At 67.5% G+C, this 15,348-nt stretch carries 10 protein-coding genes; 3 read left to right on the top strand and 7 right to left on the bottom strand.

Features of this window, described 5'->3' with window-relative positions:
* Positions 1 to 31: 31 nt before the first annotated feature.
* From AC0VYP_RS01490 to AC0VYP_RS01475, 4 genes are all read right to left on the bottom strand, one after another.
* A complete protein-coding gene (locus tag AC0VYP_RS01490; protein WP_475472142.1) occupies positions 32 to 1,429 on the bottom strand; it encodes an NDP-hexose 2,3-dehydratase family protein in 1,398 nt (465 codons plus the stop codon).
* Positions 1,426 to 2,538 carry a DegT/DnrJ/EryC1/StrS family aminotransferase gene (locus AC0VYP_RS01485; protein WP_475472141.1) on the bottom strand — a complete coding sequence of 371 codons (1,113 nt, stop codon included), beginning with the start codon at positions 2,536 to 2,538 and terminating at the stop codon, positions 1,426 to 1,428. The genes AC0VYP_RS01490 and AC0VYP_RS01485 overlap by 4 nt, the downstream gene beginning before the upstream one ends.
* A 126-nt stretch (positions 2,539 to 2,664) precedes the next feature.
* The gene (locus tag AC0VYP_RS01480) at positions 2,665 to 3,168 is read right to left on the bottom strand and encodes an LmbU family transcriptional regulator (protein ID WP_432707516.1); all 504 of its coding nucleotides are present in this window, start codon (positions 3,166 to 3,168) and stop codon (positions 2,665 to 2,667) included.
* Positions 3,169 to 3,675: 507 nt separating this feature from the next.
* Positions 3,676 to 4,932 (bottom strand): activator-dependent family glycosyltransferase, encoded by a 1,257-nt coding sequence (locus AC0VYP_RS01475; protein WP_475472140.1) that lies wholly within the window; start codon positions 4,930 to 4,932, stop codon positions 3,676 to 3,678.
* A 669-nt stretch (positions 4,933 to 5,601) separates the two neighbouring features.
* On the opposite strand from AC0VYP_RS01475, the gene AC0VYP_RS01470 reads away from it, so the two are divergent.
* From AC0VYP_RS01470 to AC0VYP_RS01460, 3 genes are all read left to right on the top strand, one after another.
* Positions 5,602 to 6,954, top strand: coding sequence for a nucleotide sugar dehydrogenase (locus tag AC0VYP_RS01470; protein ID WP_475472139.1), 1,353 nt, complete (start codon positions 5,602 to 5,604; stop codon positions 6,952 to 6,954).
* 5 nt (positions 6,955 to 6,959) lie between these two features.
* Positions 6,960 to 7,946 carry an NAD-dependent epimerase/dehydratase family protein gene (locus tag AC0VYP_RS01465; RefSeq protein WP_475472138.1) on the top strand — a complete coding sequence of 329 codons (987 nt, stop codon included), beginning with the start codon at positions 6,960 to 6,962 and terminating at the stop codon, positions 7,944 to 7,946.
* Positions 7,947 to 8,062: 116 nt separating this feature from the next.
* Positions 8,063 to 9,292, top strand: coding sequence for a methyltransferase domain-containing protein (locus tag AC0VYP_RS01460; protein ID WP_475472137.1), 1,230 nt, complete (start codon positions 8,063 to 8,065; stop codon positions 9,290 to 9,292).
* A gap of 49 nt (positions 9,293 to 9,341) precedes the next feature.
* Here the strand turns inward: AC0VYP_RS01460 and AC0VYP_RS01455 are convergent, their stop codons facing one another.
* The 3 genes from AC0VYP_RS01455 to lanKC form a co-directional block, all read right to left on the bottom strand.
* Positions 9,342 to 11,195 carry an AfsR/SARP family transcriptional regulator gene (locus AC0VYP_RS01455; protein WP_475472136.1) on the bottom strand — a complete coding sequence of 618 codons (1,854 nt, stop codon included), beginning with the start codon at positions 11,193 to 11,195 and terminating at the stop codon, positions 9,342 to 9,344.
* Positions 11,196 to 11,645: 450 nt separating this feature from the next.
* Positions 11,646 to 12,503, bottom strand: a complete 858-nt coding sequence (locus AC0VYP_RS01450) for an ABC transporter permease (protein WP_285761575.1) — start codon at positions 12,501 to 12,503, stop codon at positions 11,646 to 11,648.
* The gene (gene lanKC / locus AC0VYP_RS01445) at positions 12,500 to 15,073 is read right to left on the bottom strand and encodes a class III lanthionine synthetase LanKC (protein ID WP_475472135.1); all 2,574 of its coding nucleotides are present in this window, start codon (positions 15,071 to 15,073) and stop codon (positions 12,500 to 12,502) included. Before lanKC ends, AC0VYP_RS01450 begins: the two co-directional genes overlap by 4 nt.
* Between the last annotated feature and the right edge of the window lie 275 nt (positions 15,074 to 15,348).

Raw genomic sequence — 15,348 nt, 5'->3', positions numbered from 1 at the left:
GGTTCCGCCCGGGTCGGGGACGGCCCGGGCGTCACCAGAGGGCGTGCAGGCACGCGAGGAGGGTGCGCGCCTCGATGGTGAGGTAGTGGCTGTGCCGGACCAGGTCCATGAGCTGGCCGACGGTGACCCAGCAGTAGCCGTCGGGGGTCTCCAGCGGGACGTCCGGTCCGGCCTCGATCACCCGGTAACGGGTCTGGGCGTGGTGGAAGCGCCCGCCTTCCTCGGAAAGCACCACGTCGCTGCGGATTCGGGCCGGGTCGTCGGTGAGCGCCGTCTCGGCGAACGGGTCGGCCGCACGGGTGTCCGCCGTGGAGCGGCGCTGCACCGTGGGGCCGATCTCGATCGCGCCCGGCAGCCCCGGCTCGGGCGTGGCACGGACGAGGACGTGGAGGACGCCGTCGATGGCGCGGGTCACGAAGACCGCGAGCCCCTGCTGCCAGGGGGCGAGCAGTGGCTGGGTCCACTCCCGCACTTCCCGGTTGCCGGCCCGGACACGGGCGGCGATGATCTGGAAGACCTCGCGCGAATCGTCACTGATCGCGTCGTCGCTCCGCGTCCAGCCGGTGATGTCGGACAGCGGCACGAGCTGGGTCGTGTGCTCGCAACGGGCCCGTGCATCGGTGAGCCAGCTGATGACCTCCCCGAGCGTGTTGCGGGCCTCGGGCGCGTCGTTGACCGCGTCGTAGGAGCGCAGAAGTGCCCGCACGAAAGGGTCGGTGGACGTTTGTGCCGCCTCCTGGGGACGCGCCAGCGGCATGCAGGCGAGGACCGTCCGGGCGTCCATGTTGACCAGGTTGTCGGTGAGCAACAACCGCCGCAGCTGGTGCAGGGTGAGCCAGCAGAAGTCCTCGTTCTCGGGTACTTCTCCCGTTGCCTCTACGACGATGTTGCGATTGCTCTTGCGCCAGAACCACGCGCCCTGTTCGGACTGCAGCACGTCAACGAGGACACGGCCCCGAGCGGGGCCGTGGAAGTACTCCACGTAGGGCGTCGGGTTGCCCTGGTGCACCCGCGTGTAGTTGCTGCGCGTGGCTTGGACGGTCGGCGAGAGCTGGCGCACGTTGAGATTGCCCGGTTCGAACTTCGCCTGCATCAGGCAGTGCAGTACCCCGTCGAACTCCTTGACGAGGATGCCGAGGATGCCGACCTCGGGCTGGTTGATGATGGGCTGGGTCCGAACCGTCCCGGCCCCGTCGTCCACTCGCAGCCCTTCGACGGTGAAGAACCGACCGCTCTCGTGGCCGAGGTCCCCGCTGTCCCGGTCGAAGTCCCAACGGTCGAGCTCGCGGAAGGGGATGCGCGTCACCTCGAATGCACCGGAGCGCGGCCGCCCCTCCCACCAGTCGCGGAAGGCCGGCCCGGGGACGGCCGCCCCGTCCCGCGCGCCGGCGGACGCGGCGAAGCGGGCGGCCGTCTCGGAGCGCGTCACAGTTTGGCCAGGGTCTCGCGCAGGGCGTCGATCGTCCGGTCCTGCTCCTGCCTGGTCAACGAGGGGTACATGGGCAGGGAGAAGATCTCGTCGGCGAGCCGCTCGGTCACGGGCAGCGCTCCCTTCTCGTAGCCGAGGTGGGAGAAGCCGGTCATCGTGTGCGCGGGCCACGGATAGCTGACGTTGAGCGAGATGTCGTGGGACTTCATCGCCTCGATGATGCGATCGCGCTGGGGGTGGCGGACGACGTAGAGGTAGTAGGTGTGTTCGTTGCCGGGTGCGGTGACGGGGAGGACCAGTTCGGTGTCGGCGAGTGCCTCCGCGTAGCGGGCCGCGATGGCCTGCCGGGCCGCGATGTAGTCGTCGAGGCGGGTGAGCTTGCGCCGCAGGATCTCGGCGTGCACCTGATCGAGGCGGGCGTTCTGCCCGTTCGGCTCGACGACGTAGTAGCGCTCGCGGCCCATCCCGTAGTAGCGCAGACGTCTGAGACTGGCGTCCACCTCGGGGTCGGAGGTGATGGTGGCGCCCGCGTGGCCGTAGGCACCGAGGATTTTGGTCGGGTAGAAGGAGAAGGCTCCCGCGTTGCCGATGGAACCGGCGATGTGTCCGTAATAGCGCGCACCGTGCGCCTGGGCGCAGTCCTCCAGGATGAGCAGGTCGTGCGCGGCGGCCACCTCCTGGAGGGGCGCCATGTTGACGCACTGGCCGTAGAGGTGCACGGGAAGGATGCAGCGGGTCCGCTCGGTGATGACCGAGCCCACTTGCCCCACGTCCATCAGATAGGTGTCGGGGTCGATGTTGACGAAAACGGGCTTGGCACCGACCAGGTCGATGGCCAGCACCGTGGGTGCTGCTGTGTTCGAGACGGTGATGACCTCGTCCCCGGGGCCGACCCCGATCGCCCTCAGCCCCAGGACGAGGGCGTTGGTCCCGTTGTCAACTCCAACACAGTGGGGAACCCCGTGATACTCCGCGAATTCGTCCTCGAAGGAGTTGACGAACGGCCCCCAGATCAACTGCCCGGATTTGAAGACAGTGTCTACGGCGTCGAGGATGTCCTCGCGCTCCTTCTCGTACTCATTCAGGTATCCCCACACATAAGCGGTCATGAATACGCCACTTTCGAAAATCGTCGGTGAATTTTCCCGGTTCCACGGGAGAATCAGCCTCGGAGAGCAGAAAGATTTACCTCTTCGAGAGCCGCGTCAACCACGAAACCTCTGACGAGGATTCGCTTACCTGCCTTCCAGCGCGGCCACTGCGGCTTTGTCGAGATTGGACTCGACCCACTCCTGGAGCCCCATCCCGGCGCCTTCCGCGGCCAGCTGCCACTTCTGCTTGCGGTCGGTCGGAACGCTCAGCTGGAGGTAGGTGAGCTCCTCGCTCTTGCGCACGCCCTTGGCCTCGCCCCGGATCCTGCGCCTGAGCTCGTTCCTGGACCACCCCCCGGCCTCCGCCTCGGCCAGCCATTTCTCCTGGTCGAGTTCGGCGAGGCCGGCCACCTCGGCGTGATGCTGGAAGCTCAGGTTCTCCCGTCGGCGCGACGGTGTGAACTTGCGGGCGATCCAGGCGTAGTTGCGCAGGGTCTGGTAGTCCAGGGACGTCGCCCCGATTGCGCGTTTGTACCGGTCCGGGTAGTGGTGCTGCCCGTAGATGAGCCAGTCCCCCAGCCACCAGGCGGATGCGTCGGAGATGACGAAGATGTGCCGCCCCAGCCGCTCCCACACACCCAACGGCATCCCGTCGGGGATCGAAAGGGTGGTTCTTCGCGTCGAATACCCTCTGTCTCCGAAGGAGAACTTACCGTTGTCCCCCAGAGAAACTCTTTCCTCGCGTCGGACCGAACGGCTTTCCCTTGCCGATTCCGGCCTGAGCGTTTTCACCGCTGATTTCGCCATCGTGCCACGAGTCCTCTCTCCGTTTTTCGCATACGGGCGCGTACGACCGTGTGGAGCGACGTTCCCCAAGACGCCCTGAATAGGACTTGACTCGATATCGAATACCCCCGAACCACGGCTGAAGATTCCCCCCTCGGCACCAAAGAGAGCCAAGTGAAAGCCGGTTCGTTGGGATTGTGCCAGAGCCTTTCGTGACAACGTCTAGACAGCTTCTAGACGCCGCTTGACTGCGCCGGACCGCCCTACCGCTGGGAAGGCTCCCACGCGCTACCGACAGGTACTCCCACGTCATCGCCGTGCCTGTTCCGATTGGCCGCCCACCCCCTTGTCCACGGGGTGGACAGGGCTTCAGCCGGTGAGGTCGTGGAGGAGGGGGACGAGGTCGGCGGGGGCGGGCATGTCCTGCATTTCCCTGCGCAGGCGGTCGGCCGACCGGGCGAATCGCGGTTCCTCGATCAGGCGCGCCACGCCCCGACAGACCGCGTCGGCGTCTGCGACAGCGGGGGGCAGCACGAGCCCGGCGCCCGCCTGGGCCACTCGTTGCGCCAGGAGCGGGGTGTCGAACAGCCGCGGATGCGGCGTGATGACCTGGGGCACCCCGTGGGTGAGCGAGGTGAACACGGTCCCCGGCCCGCCGTGGGTGATCATGGCGTGGCAGGTGGGGGTGAGTGCGTGGAGGGGGACGTAGTGAACGAGGCGCGTGTTGGCGGGGACCGGCCCCAGGCTGTGTTGTTGCGCTGCGGGGATGGTGGCGATGATCTCGGCGTCGAGGTCGGCCAGCCCCGACAGCACGTCCTTGACCGCGACCGTGTAGTCGCCGAACCAGTCCGCGGTGCTCGTGCCCAGGGTGAGGCAGATGCGGGGTCGGTGGGGTGGGGTGCGCAACCAGTGGGGGACGACGGCGCGCCCGTTGTAGGGGACGTAACGGGTGGGGAGGTAGTGGGGGCCTGGCGGCGGGGTGGGGGCCTTGAGCGCGGGCGGGACGAAGTCGATGGTGGCCTGGCCGTGGACGAGTTCTTCGTCGTAGTCGAGGCCGTAGCGTGCGGCGAGGGCGGTGAGCCAGGCGGCTAGGGGGTCTTCTTGCTGGTCGGGGGGCTGCTCGCCCATCCGCCGCAGGAAGGCCGCCCGGGTCTGGGAGAAGAGGTTGACTCCCCAGAGGAAGCGGACGTGGGCGGCCCCGCAGGCCCTGGCCGCGATCGCCCCCGCGAACGTCGTGGGCTCCCAGATCACCAGGTCCGGGCGCCACTCCCGGCAGAACGCCACCAGGTCGCCCAGCATCGGCTCGTTGACCATGCGCCACCACCACGACACCATCTGGCGGTACTCAACGCGAAGGTGCGTCCAGGGGAGGTCCCAGATGCGGTCGTCCGCCCAGTCCAGACCGCCGCCTGCCCCCGGCAGCTTGCTGAGGCGCCGTAGCGTCGCACGCAGGGTGTGGTCCTTGCCCACGGGCACGAAGGGCAGTCCGGCGCCGGTGACCACACCTTCGAGTTCGGGCTGACTGGCCACCCGCACCTCGTGCCCGGCCGCCCGCAACGCCCAGGCCACGGGAACCATCCCCAGAAAATGCGTCCGCTCGGCCTGGGCCGCGATCACCACGCGCACGAATCCCCACTCCTCAAGTCTTTGTTGTGAAAACCGGCGATCGAAGTCGATGGAACACAGCGAAAATCCCGAGGAACGGGGACTTCAAACAACCCGATTACCATGACGGCAGAGCGGGATTTACTGCCGTCACGTTTATCCGGCGGAGCAGGGCGCCGAAGGAATGGCCACCCACCGCTGGAAAGCAATACCGTATTTCGCGCAGGGTACGCCACTCCGCGACCGTCACGCGAACACCCGCGGGCCGGGCGAAGAACGCATTGGGCCCCCGCATAGGCCACCGCACAGCAGATCCTCCTCGTTTGCCGAGCTCCGAGCGGCTGCCATCTCTCGGTTCCCCTACCGTTCACCACCGGAGGGGAACCACGCCCGGAGAGGAACTCCACCGCGGATATCATCACCGCAATCAGTCTTTCCCCGCCCTCGAACTGCTATTACAATGCAGCAGGCATCGGAGGCGCAGCCCCACCCTCCCGGGAATACACCGGATATATTCTCCGTGCGCTCCCGACCGTCGGGCCCCGCCAATCTCCGACCACCACCCAAAGACTTCTCACCGCGAAACCGGTTAGCATCCGTGCGCCCAGCAGGTGGGTTCCAGCGAAATTCCGTCACCGCGAAGGTCCCTGTCCTATTGCAGCAGCGAACTGAGAGCCGAAAGGATTCCCTATGCGTTTCCTGCCAGATCGGGAGGACACCACGACCGCGGTCATCGGTCTGGGCTACGTCGGTTCATGCCTGGCCGCCACTCTGGCGGACACCGGTATGAATGTGGTCGGTGTCAACACCGACCCGCTCCTCGTCGAGGAACTGGAGGTGGGGACATGCCGGTTCAAGGATCCGGGCCTGCCCGAACTCCTCGCCCAGGGCGTGAGTGCGGGACGGCTCCGCGTCACCACGGATTACCAGGCCGTCTCGTCCGCAGACGTCGTCATCGTGGCGGTCGGTACCCCGATCCGCGAACAGGGCCTGCTGATGGACGCGCAACTGCGCAGCGCCTGCGCACAGTTGGGGCCCCACATCCGCCCCGGGCAGCTGGTCATCGTCAAAAGCACGGTCCCACCGGGAACGATGCGCGAACTCGTCGTCCCGCTGCTCGAAGCCGGGGGCCTCACCTGTGGCACCGACTTCGGGCTGGCGTTCTGTCCCGAGCGCCTCTCCCAGGGTGCCGCGCTCTCCGAGCTCCGCAACCTGCCGATCGTCGTAGGCGGCTGGTGCACGGCAAGTACCGAGGCCGCCGCACAATTCTGGCGCCGCACCATCGGGGTCACCCCGGTCCCGTGCTCCTCGATGGAAACCGCCGAGGTGGTCAAACTGGCCAACAACTGGTGGGTTGACCACAACATTGCCTTGGCCAACGAACTGGCCCAGTTCTGCTCCGCCATGGGTGTGGACGCCATCGAGGTCATCAAGGCGACCAACGCGGTTCCCAAGGGAGCTGGCAGTGTCAACGTCCTGCTCCCCGGTGTGGGGGTGGGCGGATCCTGCCTGACCAAGGACCCCTGGATGGTCTGGCGGGCCGCACGCGACAAGGGGGTCGAGTTGCAGACCATTGCCACCGCCCGCGCCGTGAACGACTCGATGCCGGCCTACACCGCCGGTCTCATCGTGGACGAACTGGAAAAACTGGGGAAACGGCCCGAGGAGTCGAGGGTCGCGGTCATCGGACTGGCCTTCAAGAACAACACCGGTGACGTGCGCTCCACACCGACCGCCCCTGTCGTCGCGGAGTTGATCGAGGCAGGGGCGGATGTCGCCCTCTTCGACACCCTCGTGGACCCGGCGGACGCGAAAACGACCTTCGGCGTCGGACTGGCCTCCTCGGTCGAGGAAGCCGTCGAAGGGGCCGACTGCCTGGCGGTGCTCGCATGGCACCGGGAGTTCGAGGATCTGGATCTGAACGCGCTTCGCGGCCATGCCGCCGAGCGCTGCGTCATCGTCAACGGACGCGCGCACTTTTCCGCCGAACGGGTGGAGGCGCTGCGCGCATCCGGATTCGTCTACCGCGGAATCGGAAGGTGAGCCCTGTGGCCAATGTCGTAGTGACCGGAGGCTGCGGATTCGTCGGCAGCCACCTCGTGGACAGTCTCGTTCGCCGCGGCGACAACGTGGTGGTCTTCGACTCCCAGGACCGCCCGGGCGACCAGACCGGCGACGAGGCCAACGTCAGGTACGTGACGGGTGACATCCGCGACGCCGACCAGCTCGCACGGGTGATCACCCCCGGGGTGGACACCGTCTACCACCTCGCCGCGCTGGTGGGCGTTGACCAGTACCTGAAACGTCCGTTGGACGTCATCGACGTCAACTTCTCCGGGACGCGTGCCGTGCTGGACCTGGCGGTACGCGCGGACGCCAAGGTCGTGTTCTCCAGCACCAGCGAGGTGTTCGGCAAGAACCCCGACGTGCCCTGGACCGAGGACGCCGACCGCCTCCTGGGCTCAACCACCGCGGACCGCTGGAGCTACGCGACGAGCAAGGCGCTGTCCGAACACCTCACGTTCGCGTTCATGCGCCAGCACGGCCTCAACGCCTCGATCATCCGCTACTTCAACCTCTACGGACCGCGACAGCGTCCGGCGTTCCTGGTGAGCCGCAGCGTGCACCGGGCCTTGAGGGGCATCGCCCCGGTCGTCTACGACCAGGGCCGCCAGACCCGAAGCTTCACCTACGTCGAAGACGCGATCGACGCGACCGTGACGATCGGTGCGAGCACCGACTCCCTGGGCGAGTGCTTCAACGTCGGAAGCTCCGACGAGGTGTCGATCAGGGCCGCGGTCGAACTCGTCATCGAGCTGACCGGCCTGGACATCGACTTCGACAACACCGCCACGCGGGCACACTTCGGCGATGCCTACCAGGACCTCGATCGACGGGTGCCCGACACCACGAAGATGTCCACCCGGTTGGGCTGGAAGAGCACGGTCAACCTCCGGGACGGAATCACCCGGTTCGTCAACTGGGCCCGTGCGAACCCGTGGTGGCTGGAGCAGCCGGACAGCGCCCCGAAGTAAGCCGGGTGCCCCCCGGAGATGTCTTGCCGGCGGGACATGACCGCACGCCCCGTCCCGACCTCTTGGACGGGTGTTCTCCCTCCGATAGCAGAAAATCCCGAGCAGCCGAGGAGTGCATGTTGCCCACCACATCCGAATGCCGCATTTGTTCCGGTGTCGTGAACGAGTTCTTCGACTTCGGGCGCCAGCCCCTTGCCGACGCGTTCAGGGAGCCGGGAAGCGACGAACAGGAGTTCTTCTACCGACTGGCGGTCGGCGCCTGCGCGGACTGCACGATGGTTCAGCTCATGGAAGAGGTCCCCCGGGACCGCATGTTCCACAACGGTTACCCGTACCACTCGTCGGGCTCGGTGGTCATGCAGGCGCACTTCGAGGAAACCGCGAAGGGGTTCCTCGCTGCCGAGCTCAGCGGCCCCGACCCGTTCATCGTGGAGATCGGTTCCAACGACGGCGCCATGCTCAAGGTCATCGCGGCGGCCGGGGTCCGACACCTGGGGGTGGAGCCCTCGGGCGGAGTCGCCGACCTCGCCGCGGCCGAGGGCATCACCGTCCGAAAGGACTTCTTCGAGGAGTTGACGGCGCTGGAGACCCTGGAGGCGCACGGGACGGCCGACGTCATCTACTCCGCCAACACGTTCTCGCACATCCCGTACGTGGACTCGGTGCTCAAGGGCGTCGCGGCGCTGCTCTCCCCGACCGGCTCCTTCGTCTTCGAGGACCCCTACTTCGCCGACATCGTGGAGCGGACGTCCTTCGACCAGATCTACGACGAGCATTTCTTCCTGTTCAGCGCGAGCTCCGTGGCGAACATGGTCACCCGGTTCGGTCTGGAACTCGTTGACGTCAAGCGCCTGCCGACCCATGGCGGAGAGGTCCGTTACACCGTGGCGCACGCGGGTTCGCGTCCTGTGTCCGCAGCGGTCGCCGAACTGTTGCGCGAGGAGAGGGAGCAGGGGCTCACCTCGACCGCAACGCTGGAACGGTTCGGGGCGAACGTCGAAGCCACCCGGGAACGCCTCCTGGAGAAGCTGCGGTCGCTGCGCGACGCCGGCAAACGCGTGGTGGGGTACGGGGCCACCGCGAAGAGCGCGACCGTGCTCAACTACTGCGGGATCGACTCCGACCTGGTCGAGTTCATCTGCGACAGCACTCCGGCCAAGCAGGGACGGCTGACCCCCGGTTCGCACATCCCGGTGCGCAAGCCCGAGGACTTCGCGCTGCCCTACCCCGACTACGCGGTGCTGTTCGCGTGGAACCACGCCGACGAGGTGATCGCGAAGGAGCAGGGGTTCCGCGACGCCGGCGGCCGGTGGATCAGGTATGTCCCGGAGGTCACGGTGCTCTGACCTCAGCGATCGGACCGGGGCGGGGCCTCCCCCGTCCCGGTCCGATCGGTCAGCACACCGACGAGTCGAAGCCCTGCATGTCCTTGGCGTTGAGCGCACGCGCGTAGGCGCGCACCAGGGCGTTCATCCGGAAACGGCCGTCCGTCCCCTGCTGGACGAGGGAGGAGCGGTTGAGCAGGTTCAGGCCCCGCCAGGTCTCGGGCGAGTTGGTGCAGGCCAGTTTCGCCGCGGCCGACAGGTCGAAGTCCGGGGTGTCGGCCCGCCCCAGCGCCAGAAGCATCCTGGCGGCCTGCGGGGACAGGGTCCGGTAGGAGGACAGCAGCGCCGAACGTATGGAGGTGAGGGGATCACTGCCGAGGTCGAGGAGTTCCAACAGGCCGTCCTGCACGATCATCTCCTCCACGGGATCGGGCCCCGAAGTGGCGATCTTCTCCGCGGCCGCGCACAGGGCGACGGGGACGTAACCGCACATGCGCGCGATCGCCCCGAGACGCTCGTAGGACGGTGGTGTGCCTCCGCCTCTGACGATGACCTCCTCCATGACCGCGACCGCGTCCCATTCGCAGAGGCCGTCCAGAGTGATCAGGGAGGCTCCGTCGCGGACCGCCAACCCGGAGAGCCGGTTGCGGCTCGTCACCAGCACCAGGCAGGAGGAACCGCCCGGGAGCAGGGGCCGGACCTGCTCGACGAAACGCACGTTGTCCAGCACGATGAGCAGGCGTCTTCCTGCCAGCGCGCTTCGGTAGAAACCGGCCTGCTGCTGGGGATCGGTGTCCATCCCGGCGGGGACGGAAATTCCCAGGCCGCCGAGCAGGATCTCCTTGGCGTCGGCGGCCGTCAGCGGAGCGGAGTTCTCGGAGAACCCGCGCATGTCGAGGTACAGCTGCCCGTCCGCGAAATCGGTGGAGATCTGGTGGGCGAAGCGGATCGCGAACACGCTCTTGCCGACCCCTGGAGGACCGTCGATCGCGAAGACCGGCGTCTTGTCCGCTGCTTCGGGGTGGGTGGCCAGCCTGCGCAACCGTTGCAGCTCTTCCTCACGACCGCGGAGGGCGGAGATGTCCCGCGGCAGTTGCGCGGGGACGATCCGCCCGTTGCGGGTGACCGGCAACGCGGAAGGGGTGACGGCCTGTCTGCGCGAGGTGTCCTCACGCAGGATTCGTTCGTGCGCGTTCTGCAGATCGACCCCGGGTTCGATGCCCAGTTCGGTGACCAACCGGGTCCGGATGTCGCGGAACTCGGCAAGTGCCTCGGCCCTTCGGCCGCTCTCGTGGTAGGCCCGCATCAGCAGGCTGCGGACCTTCTCCCGCAGGGGGTGGACCAGCGCGAGCGTCGAGAGCTCCCCGATCGCCTCCTGGTGCCGGCCGAGCTCGATGAGCGCCCAGAGGCGTTCTTCCATGGCGGTGAACTTGAGGGCGTCCAGACGGTTGCGCTCGACCTCGATGAACGGACCGGACAAGCCTGCGAAGGCCAGCCCTTTCCAGTGCGACAGCGCCGCGTCGAGCTCGGCCACGGCGTCGTCGAGGTTGCCCCCGCTTCCGTGGCACCGCGCCTGCTGCAGATGACGGTCGAACAACTGCACGTCGATCAGTTGGGGGGAGGTCCGGAACTGGTAGCCCGAACCGTCCTGGATCAGGACCTCCGAGGGCGATCTGGCGCTGCGCTGGGGTTCGAGTAGACGGCGCAGACGTGCCACGTAGGTGTAGATGCTGCTCTCGACGGTGGCGGGCACCTTGGCGCCCCAAACCCCTTGGATGAGTTCGTCCCTGCTCACCACGCGGTTGGCGTGCATCGCCAGCACCGAGAAGACCGCGCGCTGCTTGGCCGGCCCCAGGTTGACTTCCCGCCCCTCGACCCGGACCGCGACCTCACCGAGCAGGTGCACATGCGTCACGTGGGTCATCGTTCCACCTGGATTGCAGCATCCGCTCTCATGGGCCCCGCAGTCAGCAATCAGGACAAATCATCTATATATAAGATAATTCCCCGCAGTACTCATTTTCAACCCTGAATACTAACAAGCATTACAGATCGCAATAATTTGCCAAAGTGGCGCCCTGACCTGCGAATTCGCCATTTCGTCGCCGATTCCCCCTCCCGGCGAGGAGCCCATCCTTTCACTGGGGCGTCGCACAGCCGACTGCTGGGACAGCGAGACATCGGCGCGCGACCCGCTCGGAAATAGGGGACGGGGAAGCCGGGAACGCCCCCGGTCGGACGCCGGACCGCGCCGGGGACGGGATGAGCGCCGCGATCCTTCGACCACGTGCCTCGGCCGGAACCTCCGGATCGCCACCGCGGGCGATCGCCGGACGTTCCGGCCGGCCCCCGGAACCAGCCCCTCAGGGACGGCTCAGTGTTCGGCCCGCCTGAACCGGGCGACCGCCAGGACGAGGAACACCAGCCCCGCACCACCGACCATCGCCACCTCCAGCGTCCACGGCACCTGCCAGGAGAACCAGGTGATCCCCGGGTTGAACAACGCCTCCGTCTCGGGAGTGGTCTCCACGTGCGCGAACACCGCCTGACGCATGGGGTCCACCGCATAGGTGACCGGATTGACCAGCGTCACCGCTCCCAGGAAGGCCGGCAGGTTGCCCACCGGGAAGAGCGCACCGGAGAGCAGGACCAGGGGCATGACCGCTATCTGCGACACCCCCATGAAAGCCTCGATACTCTTCACCGCGGTCGCGATCAGCACACCGAGAGCCGACGTCGTCAAGGCCACCAGAAACATCATGCCGACGAGCGTCAGCAGCAGCGAGGGCGCGTAGGGGATGCCCGCGAAACCCGCCATGGCCAGGATCAGACACCCCTGGAACGTCGCCAGCAGCGCTCCCGCCAGCACCTTGCCCAACGCGATGGCGATCCTCCGGGCCGGGGCCGCGAGCATCTCGCGCAGAAAGCCGAACTCCCGGTCCGAGACGATCGACGCCGCCGAGGACATGGCGGTGCCGATCACCACCATCGTGATGACACCGGGGAACATGACCGTCGTGAGGTCCGCGCCACCCGGTGCGCTCGGCACGAGCGAGCCGAATCCGACGCCGATCACGAAGAGCATCATCACGCCCTGGAAGAGCATGGAGACCGCTCGTCCGACGTCGTGGAGAAAGCGGAAGATATCGCGCTGGAGGACGACCTTGACGACCCTGAGGTCGTGGGAGAACCCGTAGTCCGGTGCCTGGACGGCCGTGTCCGACGATGTCACGCGTTGCCTCCCGCAGAACTCTCGCAGCCCCGCGCGGAGAAGAAGGGCAGGAACGGCGCCCCCTGTCCGCGCGCTGTGGCCAGGGCCAGGAGTATGCCGGCGCCCCCGGTCGCCAGGTCCATCGACAAACGGATACCACGGCCGCCGGGAAAAGCGACGTGGCCGCGGTAGGGCAGGGTGTAGGCGGCCAACTCGCGGGCGCGCTCCTCGACCGCCTCGGGCGCACCGCCCATTCTGGCCAGGGTGACGAGCTGCCCCGCTTTGCCGAAGAACAGATCGGCCCGCACGGTCAATCGGGCCAGCGCCGAACGGCACAGGCCCGGAACGGCTTCGCGCACCCGGGCGTCCTCCCGGTGGGCCAACAGGTCGCCCGCCACCAGGGCGATCCCCATGCCGCCTGCTTCCAGGTACGGCAGGGCTCGGGCCCCCTTGTCCTTGACCAGCAGGGCATCGTCATCCGACGTCACGCAGTGGTCGAGGTCCCGGTGGATCGCACGGACCGCGGCGTCGAGACAGGCGGGGTCGGCGGTCTGCTCATACATACGGACGAAGAAGAGCGCGATTCCCGACCACCCGCGCATGAGGCCGACGGGCAGGGCTGCGGTCCGCCCGCTGCTCGCCCGCTCCGCGCCCTCCGGGGGGCCGTTCTCCACGAAGCCGGCGAGCCGGTCGGCCAGCGCCACGGCCCGCTCCCGATACCGGGCGTCCCCGTGGCTGTCCGCGAAGTGCAACAGGGTGGCACCGACCCCGGAGAGGCCCGAGAAGAGGGACATGCCCCCGCTGGGAGCATCCGCGTGCCGCTCCAGCAGGTCGGCCGCCTCTTCCCCGTATCCGAGGTGGTCGAGGGCGTAGGCGAGACCGGCCACACCGTCGTAGAACCCCGGGTTGGGCCGGACCAGTCGCCGCCCCGCGTCGATCAGCCACTGTTCGTGGTCGGGGTGGCGGCCGTGGCCCGCCGTGTCCAGTGCCCAGAGGACGCCGGCCGCGCCGTGCGCGAAACCGAAGCCACCCGAGACGAACTGCTGGATGTCCCCGGGGAAGAGGCGGTCCCGACGCTCGGGGGTCGCCGAGGCGAGAACCCCGGCGGCGATCGCCGCCGGCGACGGGGCCGCGGCGGGCGGCCACTGCCCGGAGGCGGCGGCCGTGCCTTCCGGCACCATCTCGGCTTCGATCTCGTCCGCCCACTCCGGGGGGACGGGGAAGTTGCGGCGCACGATCGCGACGAACTCCGCGGCCTTGGCCGAGTCAAGGACCGTGATCGGACTGAACAGCATGAACACCACCAGGCGCAGGGCGGCCATTCCGTAGTCGTCGATGGCGGTCCCGCGCCGCTGCGCGACGTTGAAGCCGGGTGCGCCGAGCCCCGGCTTCCATTGGGCGTCCGCCGCGTCGAACGACTGCTCGAAGTCGATGAGCGTCACCGTGTCGTCGGCATCGACGAGCACATTGTTGACGTGCAGGTCACCGAAGACCAGGCCGCGCTTGTGCACCTCGCCGACGATCTCCTTGAGCCGGTCCATGATCCGCAGTGCCCTGCGGGTGTAGTCGGCGACCTCCTCGTCGTCGGGGTCCGCCTTGTTGACCCACGGGTGGAAGGCCGCACACCAGGAGTAGAGCGGGAGCCCCTCCGCGTACTCCTGCACCAGGAAGCGGTGCCCGCCCAGGGGGAAACTGTCGAGAAGGCCCGGGACGCCCGAGATCCCGTCGAGTCGGGTGAGCGCCTTCTCCTCGCATTCCTGCCGGGCGACGGCGTCGTCGCCGTTCCCGTCCAGACCGGCATGCGGACGGGCCTCCTTCAACACGACGGTCATGCCGTCGGTGAGGCGTTCCGCGAGGTAGACGCCTCCCCCGTTGGAAAAGTGCAGCGCCTTCAGGACACGGTAGGGCTGTTGGGCCTCGCCGTTCTGCCCGGTGCGCAGGTGCGGTTTCAGGAAGTCCGGCATCTCGACCCAGGACGGTGGGGAGAAGGCGGGTTGGCGGAGGTCGGGGACGAGGGCGCCGTCCGGGCGCCGGATCGCGGGAACCAGTTCCCCGTCCGCACCGGTGCACCGCATCTCGGCGAACCCGCCGTAGCGAACGTAGAGGGGCCCCTGGCCCCACCGGAGGTCGCTGAGGATGTAGGGGCCCGGTTCGCCGCCGATCTTCTCGGAGAGCCCGACGAGAATCGATTCCAGTTCCTTCTCGTCACGTGGATAGATCGTGACAAGTTTCCCGCTGGATGCCCGGGGCGCATATTTGGCGGAGAAAACGAACTGGATTCTCCGGTTCATCAGATACTTGAACGGAATTCGCCGGGCAACGCAGTACTCTCGGACCGCTTCGCAGATCTCTTCGGCGTTGTCCAGGGTTGCGGAGACGTGAATCTTCCAGCCCTGTTCCGGAAGGTCTGCGCCCTCTGGAAAGAGGTAGCGCCAGACCCCCTGATCACCGCTTACCCACCCACTGGGACAGTCAAGGCCGGAGATCGAGAACTCTCCGTCGCCGAGAAAAGCCGGGCCGCCCGTCCACCGGCGCGGGTCTTCATAGAAAAGCGGGTCCGCTTGCGTGTAGACCTCTACCCGATCGAGCACGAGTGTTCTCCATTCGACAAACCGAAAACCCCGGCCCCGGAGCGGGGACCGATCTCTTCGGGTCGGGCACGTGAACAGTGGCCTCTTTTCAAAGAGGCGGAACGGACCGACGGGTCCTCTTGCGCATAATGCCCGCCGCAGATCCCGCGCATTATCGCCGGGCATCCGTGCGGACACCCTATTCACGTGTCCGGTGCCGCTCCAGCTCCCGGCAGCAGCCATGGCTCGGACCGGAGGTCAACCGACAGGGGGCAACCGGCCACGACGTCCCCGGA

It is taken from the genome of Nocardiopsis sp. iso_186 (assembly GCF_056173365.1).
Note: the sequence above shows the minus strand (reverse complement) of the source record. Positions and strands in the feature narration are given on the sequence as shown.

Excerpts from the sequence above, each read along its gene's own strand:
- AC0VYP_RS01460 (WP_475472137.1), top strand. The coding sequence starts at position 8,063 with ATGTTGCCCACCACATCCGAATGCCGCATTTGTTCCGGTGTCGTGAAC.
- AC0VYP_RS01470 (WP_475472139.1), top strand. The coding sequence starts at position 5,602 with ATGCGTTTCCTGCCAGATCGGGAGGACACCACGACCGCGGTCATCGGT.
- AC0VYP_RS01485 (WP_475472141.1), bottom strand. The coding sequence starts at position 2,538 with ATGACCGCTTATGTGTGGGGATACCTGAATGAGTACGAGAAGGAGCGC.
- AC0VYP_RS01480 (WP_432707516.1), bottom strand. The coding sequence starts at position 3,168 with ATGCCGTTGGGTGTGTGGGAGCGGCTGGGGCGGCACATCTTCGTCATC.
- AC0VYP_RS01455 (WP_475472136.1), bottom strand. The coding sequence starts at position 11,195 with ATGACCCACGTGACGCATGTGCACCTGCTCGGTGAGGTCGCGGTCCGG.